We start from the raw sequence: 15973 nt of genomic DNA, 5'->3' as shown, positions 1-15973 counted from the left end.
TGTACCTTAATATATATTGCAAAAATAAATTACAGTAAAATAAATATAACAAGTTAATTTTAATCAAAAATTTATATTGAAATATATATATTAGTAAACTTTATTATTAATGTTTAAAATGTCTGTATCCTGTAAATACCATCGCAATTCCATGTTCATTACAAGCATCTATTGATTCTTGATCCCTCATAGATCCACCTGGTTGAATTATAGCTTTAATTCCATATTGAGCTGCTTGATCTACAACATCTCTAAATGGGAAAAATGCATCAGATGCAAGTATAGTAGCACCTTTTCCTCTTCTTAACGCATCTTCTGTTGGCCAAATTCTATTAACTTGACCTCCACCAATACCTAATGCGATTCCATTATGAGCAACTACTATAGCATTTGATTTAACATACTTAACTACTTTCATACCAAATAATAAATCTTTCATTTCTTCATCAGTAGGTTTAGATTCTGTTACAACTTTTATTTCTTCAATTAATTTGTTATCTTCTTCTTGAACCAGCATTGCTCCATCCACTGTAACCATATATTTATCAGCTTTTGGAGTATTATTGAACTTAAGAACTCTTAAATTCTTCTTTGTCTTCAATACTTCTAAAGCATCTTCATCATATTCTGGTGCAGCTATAACTTCTAAGAAAATCTTAACCATTTCTTCTGCAGTTTTCTTATCTACTTTTCTATTAAACGCAACAATTCCACCAAATATTGAAGTTGGATCTACTTCATACGCTTTCATATAAGCTTCATAAGAATGCGTTCCAACTGCAACACCGCAAGGTGTATTATGTTTTAATGCACAGCATGATGGTTCATCAAATTCATTAGCACATTTCCAAGCTATATCAACATCTTTAAAATTATTATAAGATAATTCCTTACCATTTAAAGTCTCAAAAGTATTCATTGCACCATCACGCATTGTTGAAGAATAAACAGCTGCACTTTGATGTGAATTTTCACCATATCTAAGACCTTGCATCTTCCTATATGAAACCGAAAGATATTCTGGATATTCTTCATCATCTAATAAGAAATTAGAAATAGCACCATCATATGCACTCATAAGATTAAATACCTTACCAGCTAATCTCTTCTTAGTTTTTAAAGAAGTTTCTCCATTTGATTCAATTTCATCCATAACAACTTTATAGTCATTTTTATCACTAATTACTACAACATCCTGGAAGTTTTTAGCTGCAGCTCTAAGCATTGTAGGGCCACCAATATCGATAAATTCAACCTTTTCTTCAAATTCTAAATCTTCTTTAACTTTTTCAAAGAATGGATAAAGATTTACAACTACATAATCTATAGTATGAATATCTCTACCTTTTAATGTATTCATATGTTCTTCATTATCTCTTATCGCTAATATTCCTGCATGAACTAATGGGTGAAGAGTCTTAACTCTTCCATCTAACATTTCAGGAAAATTAGTAACTTCATTAATTTCAATTACTTCTAAACCATTTTCCTTTAAATATTTATAAGTTCCCCCTGTTGATACAATTTCAACATCTTTAGATACTAGGAATTTAGCAAAATCTAAAACTCCATCTTTATCAAATACACTTATTAAAGCTCTCTTTTTCACGAAAAGGCCTCCTCTTATTCTTCTATCTTAACTCTACCATCACTAACTTTTACTTTACCTTCGCTAAGTAATTTTATTGCTTTAGGTAGTATTATATGCTCTTTTTCTAGTATTCTTTTTTGAAGAGTTTCCGCATCATCTTCAAAATAAACTGGAACAGCTTCCTGAAGGATTATAGCACCTCCATCCACTTCACTATTTACAAAATGAACAGTACAACCTGAAAATTTCACTCCACTCTTAATTACAGCTTCATGAACTTTTAATCCATACATATTAGGTCCACAAAAAGATGGAATTAATGATGGATGAATGTTTATTATTTTACCTTCAAATTCTTTTAATATTTTTCCATCTAAGATTGATAAAAATCCTGCAAGAACTATTAAATCAACTTTACCTTTTGTTAATTCTAATATTTTATCTGAGGATTTTTCTTTATACTCTTTCCTGCTAACAACAAATGTGTCTATATTATGTTTTTTAGCTCTTTCGAGGGCATAAATGCCCTCTTTGCTGCCTATAACCATTTCTATTTTAGCATTAATGTATTTACTCTCTACTGCATCTATTACAGACTGAAGATCTGTTCCTCCTCCTGAAGCTAAAACTGCTATTTTAAACAAACACCTTCACCTCCAGATGTTACATATCCTATTTCATAAGCCTTTTCACCCATTTCTACTAAAGCTTTCTTAATAGATTCAACATCCTTCTCTTCAACAGCAAGAACAAATCCTATTCCCATGTTGAATGTATTATACATATGATCCTTATCTACACCTTTTTCAACTATTCTCTCAAATATTGCTGGTAATGGATATGAATCCTTGTTAATTACAGCAGTAAAATCTGCACCATTAAACATTCTTGGAACATTTTCAATAAATCCACCACCTGTAACATGTGCCATTCCTTTAATATCAAAGTTTTCTAATAACTTAAGTATTGGTTTAACATATATTTTAGTTGGTGTAAGTAATGTTTTCCATACTGGTTCTCCATTAAAATCCTCGTTTAAATCTGGGAATACCTTTCTAACAAGTGAATATCCATTAGAATGAATTCCAGAAGATGCAATACCAATTAGTTTATCGCCTTCTTTAATATTGCTACCATTTATAATCTTATCTTTATCTACTATACCAACTGCAAAACCAGCCATATCATATTCGCCTTCATCATAAAATCCTGGCATTTCTGCTGTTTCCCCACCAATTAATGCACAATCAGAATCAAGACATCCATCAGCAATTCCCTTAACTAAATCTGATGCAACTTCAGCTTCAAGCTTTCCGCAAGCAATATAATCTAAGAAAAATAATGGCTTTGCTCCGTGACATAATATATCATTAACACACATAGCTACACAATCTATTCCAACTGTATCATATTTCTTGTTCTTAAATGCTATTTCAAGCTTTGTTCCAACTCCATCAGTTCCTGAAACTAAAACAGGTTTTTTATATCCTTCTGGTAACTCTACCATTCCTGCAAAACTACCAAGACCATTTAGAACATATTCACTCATTGTTCTAGCTGCATATTCCTTTATTAATTTTACTGATCTATATCCTTCTTCTATATTAACTCCGGCTTCTTTATAAGTAATCATTTATTAATCCTACCTTTCAAGATCTTTTGATATTTCTTCTATTGGCGTTGCTACTGGATAAACACCATTAAAGCATCCCATGCAGAATCCTTCTCTATCTTCACAGCTCTTATATACTCCAGTTTCACTTAAGTATCCTAAATAATCTGCTCCAATCATATCTCTGATTTCTTCTACAGTATGGTTTGCAGCAACAAGTTCACTTCTATAAGGTGTATCTATTCCAAAATAACATGGATATTTAACGCTTGGTGATGCAATTAAGAAACTAACTTCTTTTACTCCTGCACGTTTAAGCGATTCAATTAAATGCTTTGAAGTAGTTCCTCTTACTATTGAATCATCAATAAGTATAACTCTTTTTCCTTCCAAGTTTACCTTTAGCGGATTTAATTTTACTGCAACTGCTCTTTCTCTTATTTCCTGAGATGGTGATATAAATGTTCTTCCTACATATCTATTCTTGATAAATCCAGTATCATAAGGTATTCCAGAAGCTTTTGCATATCCTATGGCAGCTGGTATTCCCGAATCTGGAACCGCAATAACAACATCCGCATCTAATGGGTGTTCCTTAAATAACTGTTCTCCTGCTTTTACTCTTGTTGTATGAACTTCAAGTCCATCAATTTTTGAATCTGGTCTAGCAAAATAAATATATTCAAAAGCACATGTTTGACATTTAGTATTTTCAGAATATCTATATGAATTTACTCCTTGTTCATCTATTATCACTATTTCTCCAGGTTCTATATCCCTTACATATTCAGCACCTATTGCATCTAAGGCACAACTCTCCGAAGCTAGTACATAGCCTTCTTCTATTTTTCCTAAACAAAGTGGTCTAATTCCATGTGGATCTCTAGCTCCAATCAACTTGTCTTTCGACATGATAGTTAATGCAAATGATCCTCTAACAGCTGACATAGCATCAATTACTGCTTTAGCAAAACCTTTTTTAGCACTTCTAGCTATTAAACAAGCGATTACCTCTGAATCTGTTGTAGTATGGAAAATTTGTCCTCCATCTTCAAGCAGTTCTTTTATAACATCAGCATTTACTAAAGTTCCATTGTGAGCCATAGCTATTGGTCCCATTTTAGATGAAACTAATATAGGCTGAGCATTTTCAATGCCTTTTCCTCCAGCTGTTGAATATCTTACATGACCCACAGCTATGCGTCCCTTTAATTTTTCTAAATCTTCTTGCTTAAACGCCTCTGTAATAAGACCTAAACCTTTATGTATATCAATTTTTTCTCCATTTGCAACTGCTATTCCTGCACTTTCCTGTCCTCTATGTTGAAGAGCATAAAGTCCGTAATAAGTCATTGATGCAACATCTATAGTATTATTAGCATAAACGCCAAATACTCCACATTCATCTTTAAATTTGTCATTACTTGGATCCATTATTAATTCAAAATTTGAATTATTCATTTATACAATCCTTTCGTCATTTATTATTTTAGGCATATGAAAAAAATAATAGACCAAAGATGCGACGCTTATTTAGTGTCAGTCAAGAAAGTAAAATCAGATCATAGTGGTGCTATTAGTTGATTTTACTGACGCAGTATGACGCAAAATAGACAAGCATACTGGTCTATTATTTTTTTATTGTGCCTTAGTTTATAATACACAATATATAGTTAAGGCTAAAATCTCCGTAGAGAAAAATCAAGTGCTAAAATCAGAGATTTATGTTCGTATTTCCCTACGGAATTTCTAAAAAATTTTATTTAAAAATTATTTGTTCTTAATTACTTATTCTAAATATTGAAAGTTTCATAAACACTATTTAGAAATTCTCTTTAAAATTTCAACATAGGCATCTTTAACATTACCTAAATCTCTTCTAAATCTATCTTTGTCTAACTTTTCTCCTGTAGTTGCATCCCAGAATCTACAAGTATCTGGTGAAATTTCATCAGCTAAAACAATTGTTCCATCACTACATCTACCAAATTCAATCTTAAAGTCAATTAAGTTGATATTTTGTGCTGCAAAAACTTCTTTTAATACATCATTGATTTTTGCTGTCATATCAAGAATTGTATCTATTTCTTCAAAAGTCGCTGCACCAATTGCTACTGCATGATAACTATTTATTAATGGATCTCCTAACTCATCATCTTTATAAGAAAATTCAAATACTGTAGTTTTAAGTTTATATCCTTCTTCAAGACCTAATCTCTTAGCCATACTACCAGCTGCAACATTTCTTACGATTACTTCAAGTGGTACTATTTCAACTTTTTTGCATAGTTGTTCCCTATCACTTAGTTTTTTAATAAAATGAGTTTTTATACCCTTTTTTTCTAATAGTTCAAATAAGATTGATGTGATTTCATTATTCATAACACCTTTATCTTCGATTTGACCTTTCTTTTCTCCATTAAATGCTGTTGCATCATCTTTGTAATATACTATTACTTCATCAGCCTTGTCTGTTTTATATATCTTCTTTGCTTTTCCTTCATATAACATTTCTAATTTTTCCATTATAGTTCTACCCCTTCCGCATTGTCCTCAATAAATTTTTTCTTCATATTTATTCTAAATTCTTTTAATTTATTTTTTAACTCTTTATTATTAACTGATAACATTTGAACTGCTAGCATCCCTGCATTGTAACTATTATTTATTCCAACAGTTGCAACTGGAATTGATTTTGGCATTTGTACTATGGAATATAGTGCATCTACACCTTCTAAAGCAGCTTTAACTGGAACTCCTATTACAGGAAGTATTGTTTTTGAAGCAATTACTCCTGGCAAATGAGCTGCAAGACCTGCTCCCGCAATTATAACTTGGCATCCTGCTTCCTCAACTTCTTTTAAAGTTTCTTCTAATTTTTCTGGCACTCTATGAGCTGATAAAACAAATGCTTTATATGTTACTCCAAATTCTTTTAAAGCATTAGCTGCACCTTTCATAACTTCTGTATCAGATTTACTTCCAAAAAATATTGCTACTTCCACAAAAAGACCTCCTATTATTTAAAACATCTAATGTATATTTACACTTCAAAATAATTTCAAATGTTTTTACTTCTTACATTCTTGTGAAGAATAAATATTCTTATATTCTTAGAATTTTATGATATGCTCTACAGAATATCTTGAATTTTTCATTGGTTTATTTGAAGTATTCAACTCCAGCTTTAAAAATCTTTTGATCAAAATCTCCCGGAATATTCCTATAAACATTTTCTCCAATTCTTTCTGAGTGAGCCATCTTACCTAACACTCTTCCATCTGGGCTTGTAATTCCCTCTATTCCATACATTGAACCATTTGGATTAAATGGCATATCTAATGATACATTTCCATCAAAATCAACATATTGAGTCGCTACTTGACCATTATCTATTAATTCTTTAATTAAGCTTTCTGGTGCAACAAATCTACCTTCACCATGTGAAATTGCAACTGAATGTATATCTCCAGCTTTTACTTCACTAAACCAAGGTGATTTATTTGAAGTAACTCTTGTTCTTATTATCGAAGACATATGTCTGTTAATATTGTTATAAGTTAATGTTGCCATATCCTCTTTTATATCAACTATTTCCCCATATGGTACTAATCCTAATTTAATTAGCGCTTGGAAGCCATTACAAATACCTAATGCTAATCCATCTCTATTCTTAAGAAGTTTCATTACTGCGTTACTTATTTTTTTATTTCTAAGAGCATTTGCAATAAATTTACCAGAACCATCTGGTTCATCACCTGCTGAGAAACCACCTGGAATCATAAGTATTTGAGCACTATTAATTTCATTTGCTAACCTGTCTATAGACTCATTTAACGCTTCTTTAGTAATATTTCTAAATACTACTTGTGAAACCTCTGCGCCTTCTTTTTCAAAAGCTCTAGCGCAATCATATTCACAGTTATTTCCTGGGAATATTGGAATTACAACCTTTGGCTTCGACGCTTTAATTTTAGGTAACTTCCAAATCTTCACTTCTGTTAAAGGTGTTTCTATTTTTTTACCTGTATCAGGTGTTTTTATTCCAAATACTTTGTTTAATTTTTCTTCATAGACATTTTCTAATTCTTCAATATTTAAATTCAAATCAAATTGCTTTGATGTTATTTGAGCAGAAGCTGTTGTTTTACCTATTACTTTGTATAAACAGTCCTTAAATGTTTCTTCTACATTTACCGCATTCTTAACTTCTACTACTAAGCTTCCATAATTTAATCCGAATAAATCTTCTTTTGTTACATTTTCAATTTCTGCTCCGATTCTGTTTCCAAGTGTCATCTTAGTAATTGCTTCTGCAACTCCACCAAACTTAATTGATGATGCTGATATTACCTTCTCTTCTTGGATTAATCTATATAAAGTTTCTAAATTGTTCTTAAACTTATCAATATCAATTGTTCCATTTTCTAATTTTTCAGTTTGCAATAAGACTAAAGTAGAATCATTTTTCTTAAATTCTGGTGATATTATCTTACCAGCCTTTTCAACTCCTACTGCAAAAGATACTAGTGTTGGAGGTACATCTAAATCCCCAAAACTTCCTGACATAGAATCCTTACCACCTATTGCTGGAATTCCAAGTTCCATTTGAACTTCATAAGCTCCAAGTAATGCTGCAAATGGTTTTCCCCATCTCTTAGGATCAACGCCTAACTTTTCAAAATATTCTTGGAAAGTTAATCTTGCTTTTCTGTAATCTCCTCCCATAGCTGTAAGCTTAGTTACAGATTCAACTACTGAATAATATGCCATGTGATATGGACTCCACATACCAAGATTTGGATTGAATCCAAATGTCATTATTGTAGCATCCTTACTTTCTCCGCCAAGTACAGGTATTTTGGCTGCCATGCCTTCTGCTGGTGTCTTTGCATATTTACCTCCAAATGGCATAAGCACTGTTCCACCGCCAATTGTTGCATCAAATCTTTCAGATAATCCTTGTTGTGAAGAAACATTTAAATTCTTTAATGTATTAATCCATTCTTCCTTAACATTTATCTCTGCTACTGTATATGGATAAGCTTTTGGTGATTCAACAACTACCTTAGTTTTTTGAGTAGCCCCATTTGTATCTAAGAAAGTTCTCTTTAAATCAACGATGTTCTTTCCTCTCCAGAATAATCTTAATCTATCAGTATCTGTAACATGTGCAACTAAATTAGCCTCTAAGTTTTCTTCATTTGAAAGTCTTATAAATTCATCTGCATTTTCCTTAGTTACAACCACGGCCATTCTTTCTTGCGATTCTGAAACTGCAAGTTCTGTTCCATCTAAACCTTCATATTTCTTTGGCACTTTATCTAAATCTATATCTAAACCTCTGCAAAGTTCTCCAATTGCAACTGAAACCCCACCTGCACCAAAATCATTACATCTCTTAATCATTTTAGCTACTTTTGAATTTCTGAATAATCTTTGAAGTTTTCTTTCAGTAGGTGCATTACCTTTTTGAACTTCTGCTCCACATTCATTTATTGAATCTACAGTGTGTTCTTTAGATGAACCTGTTGCTCCACCAACACCATCTCTTCCTGTTCTTCCACCAAGTAAGATAATTACATCGCCTAATACAGGTTCTTCTCTTACTACATTTTCCTTTGGTGCTGCTGCAATAACTGCTCCTACTTCCATTCTCTTAGCTGCATAATTTGGATGATATACTTCTCTTACTTCTCCTGTTGCAAGACCAATTTGGTTACCATATGAGCTATAACCATGAGCTGCTCCTAATGTTATTTTTCTTTGAGGGAGCTTTCCTTTTAAGGTATCTTTAACTGGTACTGTTGGATCTGCTGCCCCTGTAACTCTCATCGCTTGGTATACATAAGTTCTTCCTGATAATGGATCTCTTATAGCTCCTCCAAGACAAGTTGCTGCTCCACCAAAAGGTTCAATTTCAGTTGGATGATTATGAGTTTCATTTTTAAACATTACTAAGTAATCTTCAATACCATTATTGGTTTCAACTTTTACATTAATAGAACAAGCGTTTATTTCTTCTGAGATATCTAAATCTTCAAGTTTTCCTCTTTTTCTAAGTTCCTTCATAGCTATTACAGCCATATCCATTAAAGTTTTATTCTTTTCTTTATCTTCATAAACATATTCTCTTGATTTTATGTATGCTTCATAACTTTTCTTTATCGGTTCTGTAAATACACTATTTTCAATTTGTACATCTTCTAATATAGTTGAAAAAGTTGTGTGTCTACAATGATCTGACCAATATGTATCTATTACTTTAATTTCAGTTATACTTGGATCTCTTTCTTCTTTCTTAAAATAATCTTGTATCATGACAAGATCATCAATACTCATCGCTAATCCTTGTTCACTGTGAAAATCTTTTAATTCTTCCAATGCTTTTTTTGTGAATCCCTCTAAGATTAGAACATCTTTAGGCATGTTTGATATTGATGATAAATCTTTGCTATCTATATCTACTTCTCTTGAATCAACTGGATTTATGTAATAACTCTTAATTTTTTCAATATCACTTTGTGAAATGTTTCCTTTTAATACTACTATTTTAGCTGTTTTTATTTCAACTTTATCTTTTGCTGTTAAAAGAGCTAAACACTCAGACGCTGAATCTGCTCTTTGATCGTATTGACCTGGTAAATATTCTACACCAAAAGCTACTTCTCCTTCATTAGTTGGTAATTTTGATTCGTAAACTATATCTACTGTTGCTTCAGAAAAAATTGTATGTAATGCTTTCTTGTAATACTCTTCGGATATATCTGAAATAATATACTTATTAACAATTCTTATATCTTCTAAGCCGATCACTCCTAAGTTTTCTTTAAAATCATTTAATAAACTTTGAGCCTCAACATTAAATCCTTTTTTCTTTTCAACGAATACGCTTCTAATATCTAACATCTTAATTCCTCCAAAATATCATGAGATTTAGCTTAATCATTACATCATTGTAATAGCGAATATTTATTCGTTACACTTCATTAACTTTCGTATCTATATTCTAAGATTATCATCTAACACGTACATTGTCAACTAAATTCATATTGTTTTTTCTTTATTTCTTTATTTTACCGAACTTAATCTCGTTTTTTTAATAACATAATTCGTATATTTAATTTTTCTTTTAATTATCGCCAACAATAACCGACTTATGATTTTTCTAGAACTTAAAAACCACAAGTATTTTTTTATATAAATTAACAAGATTAAATTTATTTATGATATATATGTTTCTGCAATGTAATAAAAACATTGTCTCAATATAATAGTAATTTTTGCAGCTTAGGCACACGAAAAAAAATAATAGACCAAAGATTCGTAGAATATTTCGCGTCACACAAGGAGGCGAATTCTGCTCATAGCGGGTCTATTAGCAGAATTTGCCGACGCAGTATGACGCGAAATATACACGTATACTGGTCTATTATTTTTTTGATTGTGCCTTAACAAAATATAACAATCCAATACTAATCATAGAACTAGTATTACCAATAACTTAACAATTACTACAAAAAAAAATTACTATAAAAGTATAAAGTTTAACTCTTATAGTAATCTTTTAATCATAATTAACTCTATAAATATTTTAGTTCACTAAGTGCCGTTGTAAAAAACAACAATCACAGAAGACACCATATCTAATAGCAGAATCAAAACAGAAAAATCAAACTTAATTATTTATACATAATTAAGCTCACTCCAATTAAATTTATATAAAAAGAAAGGGCCATAAGAATATCTTATGGCCCTATAGTCTACTATCTGTCGAAGTTTCTATTGTTTCTTTGTTGCTTTCTAGCTCTTCTACAATCTGGACATCTAACTGGATCGTTGTCAAATCCTTTTTCTTTGTAGAATTCTTGTTCTCCAACTGTGAAAATGAATTCCTTTCCACAATCTTTACATACTAAAGTTCTATCTTCCATTATAAAAATCCTCCCTTTTTCCAAAGACATAACCCGATACTAGACCCAATCTCTGAAACAGAGGCGAATGTACAGTATTGATTAAATCTTGAATTATCTTACTCTTTAAGAATACCACACTTTATTCTATAATTCAACACAAATCATAATAAAAATTTTATAATTTTAAACCTTCTCATTTTAAAATTAATTAAAAAAAGTATATAATTTTTAAATTTTTTTAACTTTTTTTCGAATTTAGCATTTTATAATCTTCTATAACGCAATCAATACCTCATTATCATATATTGTAAAAATAACAATAGAACAAACACTTATTGATTAAACATTAAAATGCTGAATTTATTGTTTTGTATCTAAAGCATTTATTCAACTTTTATATTTTATAAAATCAAGTGCTTGTTCTATTAAAGTTTTTATCTATAAAACATCTTCAAATAAATAACAAATCAATCTGTCTGCCTATTTCCAATTATGATATGTCAGTAAATTGACTTAATGAACTCGCTATGAAGGCACTTCCTCGCCTTACCTAATGAATAATATACATAGCAAATTGGACGTGTTATTTATTTTCACCCTCATAATATTATTCAAAAATTATCCCTTCTTGAAGTTGTCCTTTATTCATAGAAACTATTCTATCAGCTATCTTTTTTGCAAAGTTCATATCGTGAGTTATAATCATCATACTCATGCCCTTTTCACTGAGACTTTTTATTAAATTAGCTACTTCTTCCGTCAATCCTGGATCTAACGCCGATGTCGGCTCATCAAAGCACATTATCTTTGGTTCCAATACAAGTGCTCTTCCAATTGCAACTCTTTGTTTTTGACCTCCTGATAATTCAAAAGGATAATTTCCTTTTTTATCTACTAATCCTAAAAAACCAAGAGTTTCTTCTGCTTTTTTCACAGCTTGCTCTTTTGAACATCCTAATACTCTTTGAGGTGCTTCTATTAAATTTTCCAGCACAGTCATATGCGGAAATAAATTATAATTTTGAAATACAAAACCTACATCTTTTCTTATTTCTTTAAGCTCCTTTTTATCCACATATTTTCCATTTTTGCATAATAACTTATCGTTAATTTCTATATCGCCTTCATCACAATGTTCTAATGCATTTACACACCTAAGTAATGTAGTTTTTCCTCCACCAGATTGCCCAACAACAACTAAAATTTCTCCAGTTCTTACTTCAAGGTCTACACCTTTTAAAACTTCTATATTTTTAAATTTCTTTTTTATTCCTCTAACCTTAAGCATTTATGTTCCTCCAATTTATTCATAGTAATTATACTTCTGTTCCACTCTTTTTAATATCTGACTTAAAACTGCTATTACTATTAAATATACCGCACCAACTATTACAAGTGGCATCAATGAAACATCTCTATTTGCTGCAATTTTTCCAAGCTTAAGTAATTCATCTAATCCCAATACATAAACCAAAGATGTATCTTTTACTAAAGTAGTTATTTCATTTGCAACAGGTGGAAGTACTCTTTTAAATGCCTGTGGAAGTATTATTCTAAAAAATGTATCTTTAGTAGTTAATCCTAAAACCTGCGCTCCTTCTATTTGACCATTATCAATAGACATTATTCCTGCTCTAAATATTTCGCCAAAATACGCTCCATAATTTAAAGTAAAAGCTAAAATTGCTGCTGGAAATCTATCAAAGGTAATTCCAACTATAGGCAATCCAAAAAATATAACAATGATTTGTAACAATAACGGAGTTCCTCTCATTATAAGTACATATACCCCACTTATTTTACTTAGCATTAGAGATTTCGAAACTCTCATTACCGCTACAAGTATTCCAAGTGGAATCGATAGTGTTAATGTTAATGCAAAAATTTCTAATGTTACCTTAAGCCCCTCTAATACTTGAGGCATTAATTCTAAAATATAACTCAAAGTTATTCCTCCTCTTTATTGTTCCAAAAAAACCACATCTATTATCCTAAGATATTATTTAATAACAATATCTTGTCCAAACCATTTTTTTGATATTTCTGCTGCTTTACCATCTGCAATAACTTGATCTAAAGCATTATTAAATGCATCTACAAACTTAGTATCGCCTTTTCTTATTCCCACACCATATTGCTCTTGACCAAAGTTATCTTTCAATATTTTATACTTTTCTTCGCCTCTTGCTTTTATATAATATCTAGCTAAGATTTCATCTACAACAATGGCATCTAATCTTTTTGCTTCTAGATCCATTAAAGCATCATTATTATCTGCAAATGTAACAAGATTTCCACCATTAAATTTTGACATTATGTTATCTTTATCATTTTCAACAGCATCTACTGCAGTAGATTGATCTTGTGCTCCAACTTTTTTCCCTGCTAAATCTTCTTTAGTATTTATAGAAGAATCAGCTAAAGTTACTATTACTTGTGTATTATTCAAATATGGCTTTGAAAAATCAACTTTTTCTTTTCTTTCATCATTAATTGAATATCCGTTCCATATTAAATCTATATTTCCATTCTTAAGTTCACTTTCCTTCATACTCCAGTCAATAGCTTGAAATTTAATTTTTTTATTAAGCTTCTCACCAACTGCTTTTGCAAGGTCAACATCAAATCCAACTAATTCTCCACTATCATCTTTAAATCCCATTGGTACAAATGTATCATCTAAACCTATTACCAATTCATCTTTATCTAATGTACTTGCTTCTGCTTTAGAATTACCCGATTTATTTGCAGCTGAATTTCCACCACATGCTACTAAACTTGTTCCTAAAGTAACTACAACTCCAACAATAGCTAACTTTTTAAGTAATTTATTTATCTTCATAATTATTTCCCCTTTGCATCGCTTTTTCTATTCACTACTTTATCATACTAAAGTAAAAGAATCAAGCATTTTTTCTGTTTTCTTTCATGTATTTCACCTACTAAATTAAATTGAGAAAAAACAATATATAATCTATAAATTATATATTGTTTTTTCTCATCCTCGTCTAAAAAAAGTCTAACAAATACATATTAATTCTGAATTTAATCTTTATTATGTTATTTTCCTACTCTATTTAATGCATTTTCTAAGTTATTCATATGAGATGTAAATTCATCTACTGTATCAGTAATTTTAGTTTCATCAACAGGATTTTCAAAACTATCTGATTTTTCCTTTGCATCATTAACTTTTTCATTTACTTTATCAAGTTCATCCGATATGTCATCAAATTTAGCTTTTATATCCTCACTTTTCCCATCAACATCAGCATCATTTATTGCATCAGTTAATTCATCAGCCTTATCATTTAATTCATTCATCATTCTTGTAGTATCACTGTCAACTTCATCTGCCTTGTCCGAAATCTTTTTAGGCGTAGATTTCAACTTATCCATTAGATCTTTCATTTTTTCTGAATTAAATACTTCGTTGACTTTATCACCTGATGGTTTTTCATCAGTATTTTCTTTTGTTTGAATTATATAATCATCTTTAAAACTACATCCAAATAAAGAAAAAGATAATACCATGCACATTAATATACTAACTATGTTTTTTTTCTTCATTTTTTCACCTCAGCTGTTTTTTATACTGATAAGTATATATTAATACTTTTTTTTCACTATTTCAACACAGCTAAACAAAGCAAGTTTTATCACAAATTCTCTTAGTAACATTCAGAAAATAACAAATCCATTTACCTGTCTATTTTTTATCATAGAAATCTCGACTTGAATTTGCTCACTGAGTAAGCGATTCACAGCAAATTTGACTTGTTATTTATTTTCATGCTCCTTAATTAAATCTTTCATTAAAGTTATTTTTTATTTCTAAATATGAACAAAAACAACAAATAGCTATATTTATCTATTTGTTGCTTAATTATTTTTCTTATATTTATTTGTTTATAACGCCTTTTAATGTATCCGCTATTGCAGCTATATTTCCTAGTGATGACAATGTCTCATTTGGTAATATAAGCTTATTAGCAGGACTGTTCGCCATTTCCTTAAGCGCTTCAATTTGTTTTAATGCAATAACTCGCTCATCAGTACCAGATTCTATAATGGCGGTATTTACTTTCCTAATAGCTTCAGCTTCTGCAATAGCAATTTGTTCTATTGCTTTAGCTTTACCTTCTGCTTCTAATAATTGAGATTCCTTTAATCCTTCAGCTCTTCTTATATTTGCCTGCTTTTCTGCTTCTGCTTTTAAGATTTGAGACTGTTTTTCACCCTCTGCTTTTTCAATTTGCGATTGCCTCAATCCTTCCGCCTGAAGAATCATAGCTCTCTTATCTCTTTCAGCCCTCATTTGTTTTTCCATAGCTTGTTGAATTTCAGCCGGTGGTATTATATTTTTAATCTCTACAGAAAGTATTTTTATACCATAAGCATCAGTAACTTCATCTATAATACTTAAAAGATCTAAATTTATTTTGTCTCTTCCTGACAATACTTCATCCAATGTCATGTTTCCAATTATATTTCTCATATTTGTTGTTGAAGAGTATACTATTCCCGATTTAAAATCCTCTATATTATAAACAGCATCTCTTGGATTTAACAATTTATAAAAAATAACATTATCAACAGAAATTTTAACATTATCTTTAGTTATAACTGATTGTGGTGGCACATCTAGTATTTGTTGTTTTGTTGATACTCTTCTTCTCACAAAATCTACAAATGGTAATATAAAATGCCATCCTGGCTCCAAAATCCTATCAAATTGCCCAAACCTTTCTACTACATATAAATATCCTGTATTTACAATTTTAATTGACGATAACACTACTATTAATATCAATATTAATAGTACTCCTAGTATTACTAGTAAAGCCATTTCCA

Annotated in this window: 13 protein-coding genes; all 13 read right to left on the bottom strand. The window is 30.5% G+C overall.

Annotation, left to right across the window (positions count from 1 at the left end; translation table 11 throughout):
• Window positions 1–106: 106 nt before the first annotated feature.
• Entirely contained in the window at window positions 107–1609 is a 1503-nt protein-coding gene (gene purH, locus CLSA_RS06355) for a bifunctional phosphoribosylaminoimidazolecarboxamide formyltransferase/IMP cyclohydrolase (RefSeq protein WP_022744587.1), read from the bottom strand.
• 14 nt (window positions 1610–1623) lie between these two features.
• The gene (gene purN / locus CLSA_RS06350) at window positions 1624–2235 is read right to left on the bottom strand and encodes a phosphoribosylglycinamide formyltransferase (protein WP_022744586.1); all 612 of its coding nucleotides are present in this window, start codon (window positions 2233–2235) and stop codon (window positions 1624–1626) included.
• Window positions 2223–3224 (bottom strand): phosphoribosylformylglycinamidine cyclo-ligase, encoded by a 1002-nt coding sequence (purM, locus tag CLSA_RS06345; protein ID WP_022744585.1) that lies wholly within the window; start codon window positions 3222–3224, stop codon window positions 2223–2225. The genes purN and purM overlap by 13 nt, the downstream gene beginning before the upstream one ends.
• A gap of 9 nt (window positions 3225–3233) precedes the next feature.
• A complete protein-coding gene (gene purF, locus CLSA_RS06340) occupies window positions 3234–4664 on the bottom strand; it encodes an amidophosphoribosyltransferase (RefSeq protein WP_022744584.1) in 1431 nt (476 codons plus the stop codon).
• 357 nt (window positions 4665–5021) lie between these two features.
• Window positions 5022–5729, bottom strand: a complete 708-nt coding sequence (gene purC / locus CLSA_RS06335; RefSeq protein ID WP_022744583.1) for a phosphoribosylaminoimidazolesuccinocarboxamide synthase — start codon at window positions 5727–5729, stop codon at window positions 5022–5024.
• The gene (gene purE, locus CLSA_RS06330) at window positions 5729–6208 is read right to left on the bottom strand and encodes a 5-(carboxyamino)imidazole ribonucleotide mutase (protein ID WP_022744582.1); all 480 of its coding nucleotides are present in this window, start codon (window positions 6206–6208) and stop codon (window positions 5729–5731) included. Before purE ends, purC begins: the two co-directional genes overlap by 1 nt.
• A 157-nt stretch (window positions 6209–6365) precedes the next feature.
• Window positions 6366–10112, bottom strand: a complete 3747-nt coding sequence (locus CLSA_RS06325) for a phosphoribosylformylglycinamidine synthase (protein ID WP_022744581.1) — start codon at window positions 10110–10112, stop codon at window positions 6366–6368.
• 857 nt (window positions 10113–10969) lie between these two features.
• Window positions 10970–11137 (bottom strand): zinc-ribbon domain-containing protein, encoded by a 168-nt coding sequence (locus CLSA_RS06320; protein WP_022744580.1) that lies wholly within the window; start codon window positions 11135–11137, stop codon window positions 10970–10972.
• A 589-nt stretch (window positions 11138–11726) separates the two neighbouring features.
• Complete coding sequence (locus tag CLSA_RS06315; RefSeq protein ID WP_022744579.1) at window positions 11727–12407, bottom strand: amino acid ABC transporter ATP-binding protein; 681 nt, start codon at window positions 12405–12407, stop codon at window positions 11727–11729.
• Between the two features lie 15 nt (window positions 12408–12422).
• Window positions 12423–13064, bottom strand: coding sequence for an amino acid ABC transporter permease (locus CLSA_RS06310; protein ID WP_022744578.1), 642 nt, complete (start codon window positions 13062–13064; stop codon window positions 12423–12425).
• 54 nt (window positions 13065–13118) lie between these two features.
• On the bottom strand, window positions 13119–13961 hold the full coding sequence (locus tag CLSA_RS06305; RefSeq protein ID WP_022744577.1) for an amino acid ABC transporter substrate-binding protein: 843 nt from the start codon (window positions 13959–13961) through the stop codon (window positions 13119–13121).
• A 218-nt stretch (window positions 13962–14179) separates the two neighbouring features.
• Window positions 14180–14689, bottom strand: a complete 510-nt coding sequence (locus CLSA_RS06300; RefSeq protein WP_022744576.1) for a hypothetical protein — start codon at window positions 14687–14689, stop codon at window positions 14180–14182.
• A gap of 331 nt (window positions 14690–15020) precedes the next feature.
• Window positions 15021–15968, bottom strand: coding sequence for an SPFH domain-containing protein (locus CLSA_RS06295; protein WP_022744575.1), 948 nt, complete (start codon window positions 15966–15968; stop codon window positions 15021–15023).
• Window positions 15969–15973 lie beyond the last annotated feature (5 nt).

The sequence above is a fragment of the Clostridium saccharobutylicum DSM 13864 genome, assembly GCF_000473995.1.
In the GTDB taxonomy this organism is placed as follows: Bacteria; Bacillota; Clostridia; order Clostridiales; family Clostridiaceae; genus Clostridium; species Clostridium saccharobutylicum.
The sequence above is the reverse complement of the archived record's forward strand: the minus strand, read 5'-3'. Positions and strand labels throughout refer to the sequence as shown.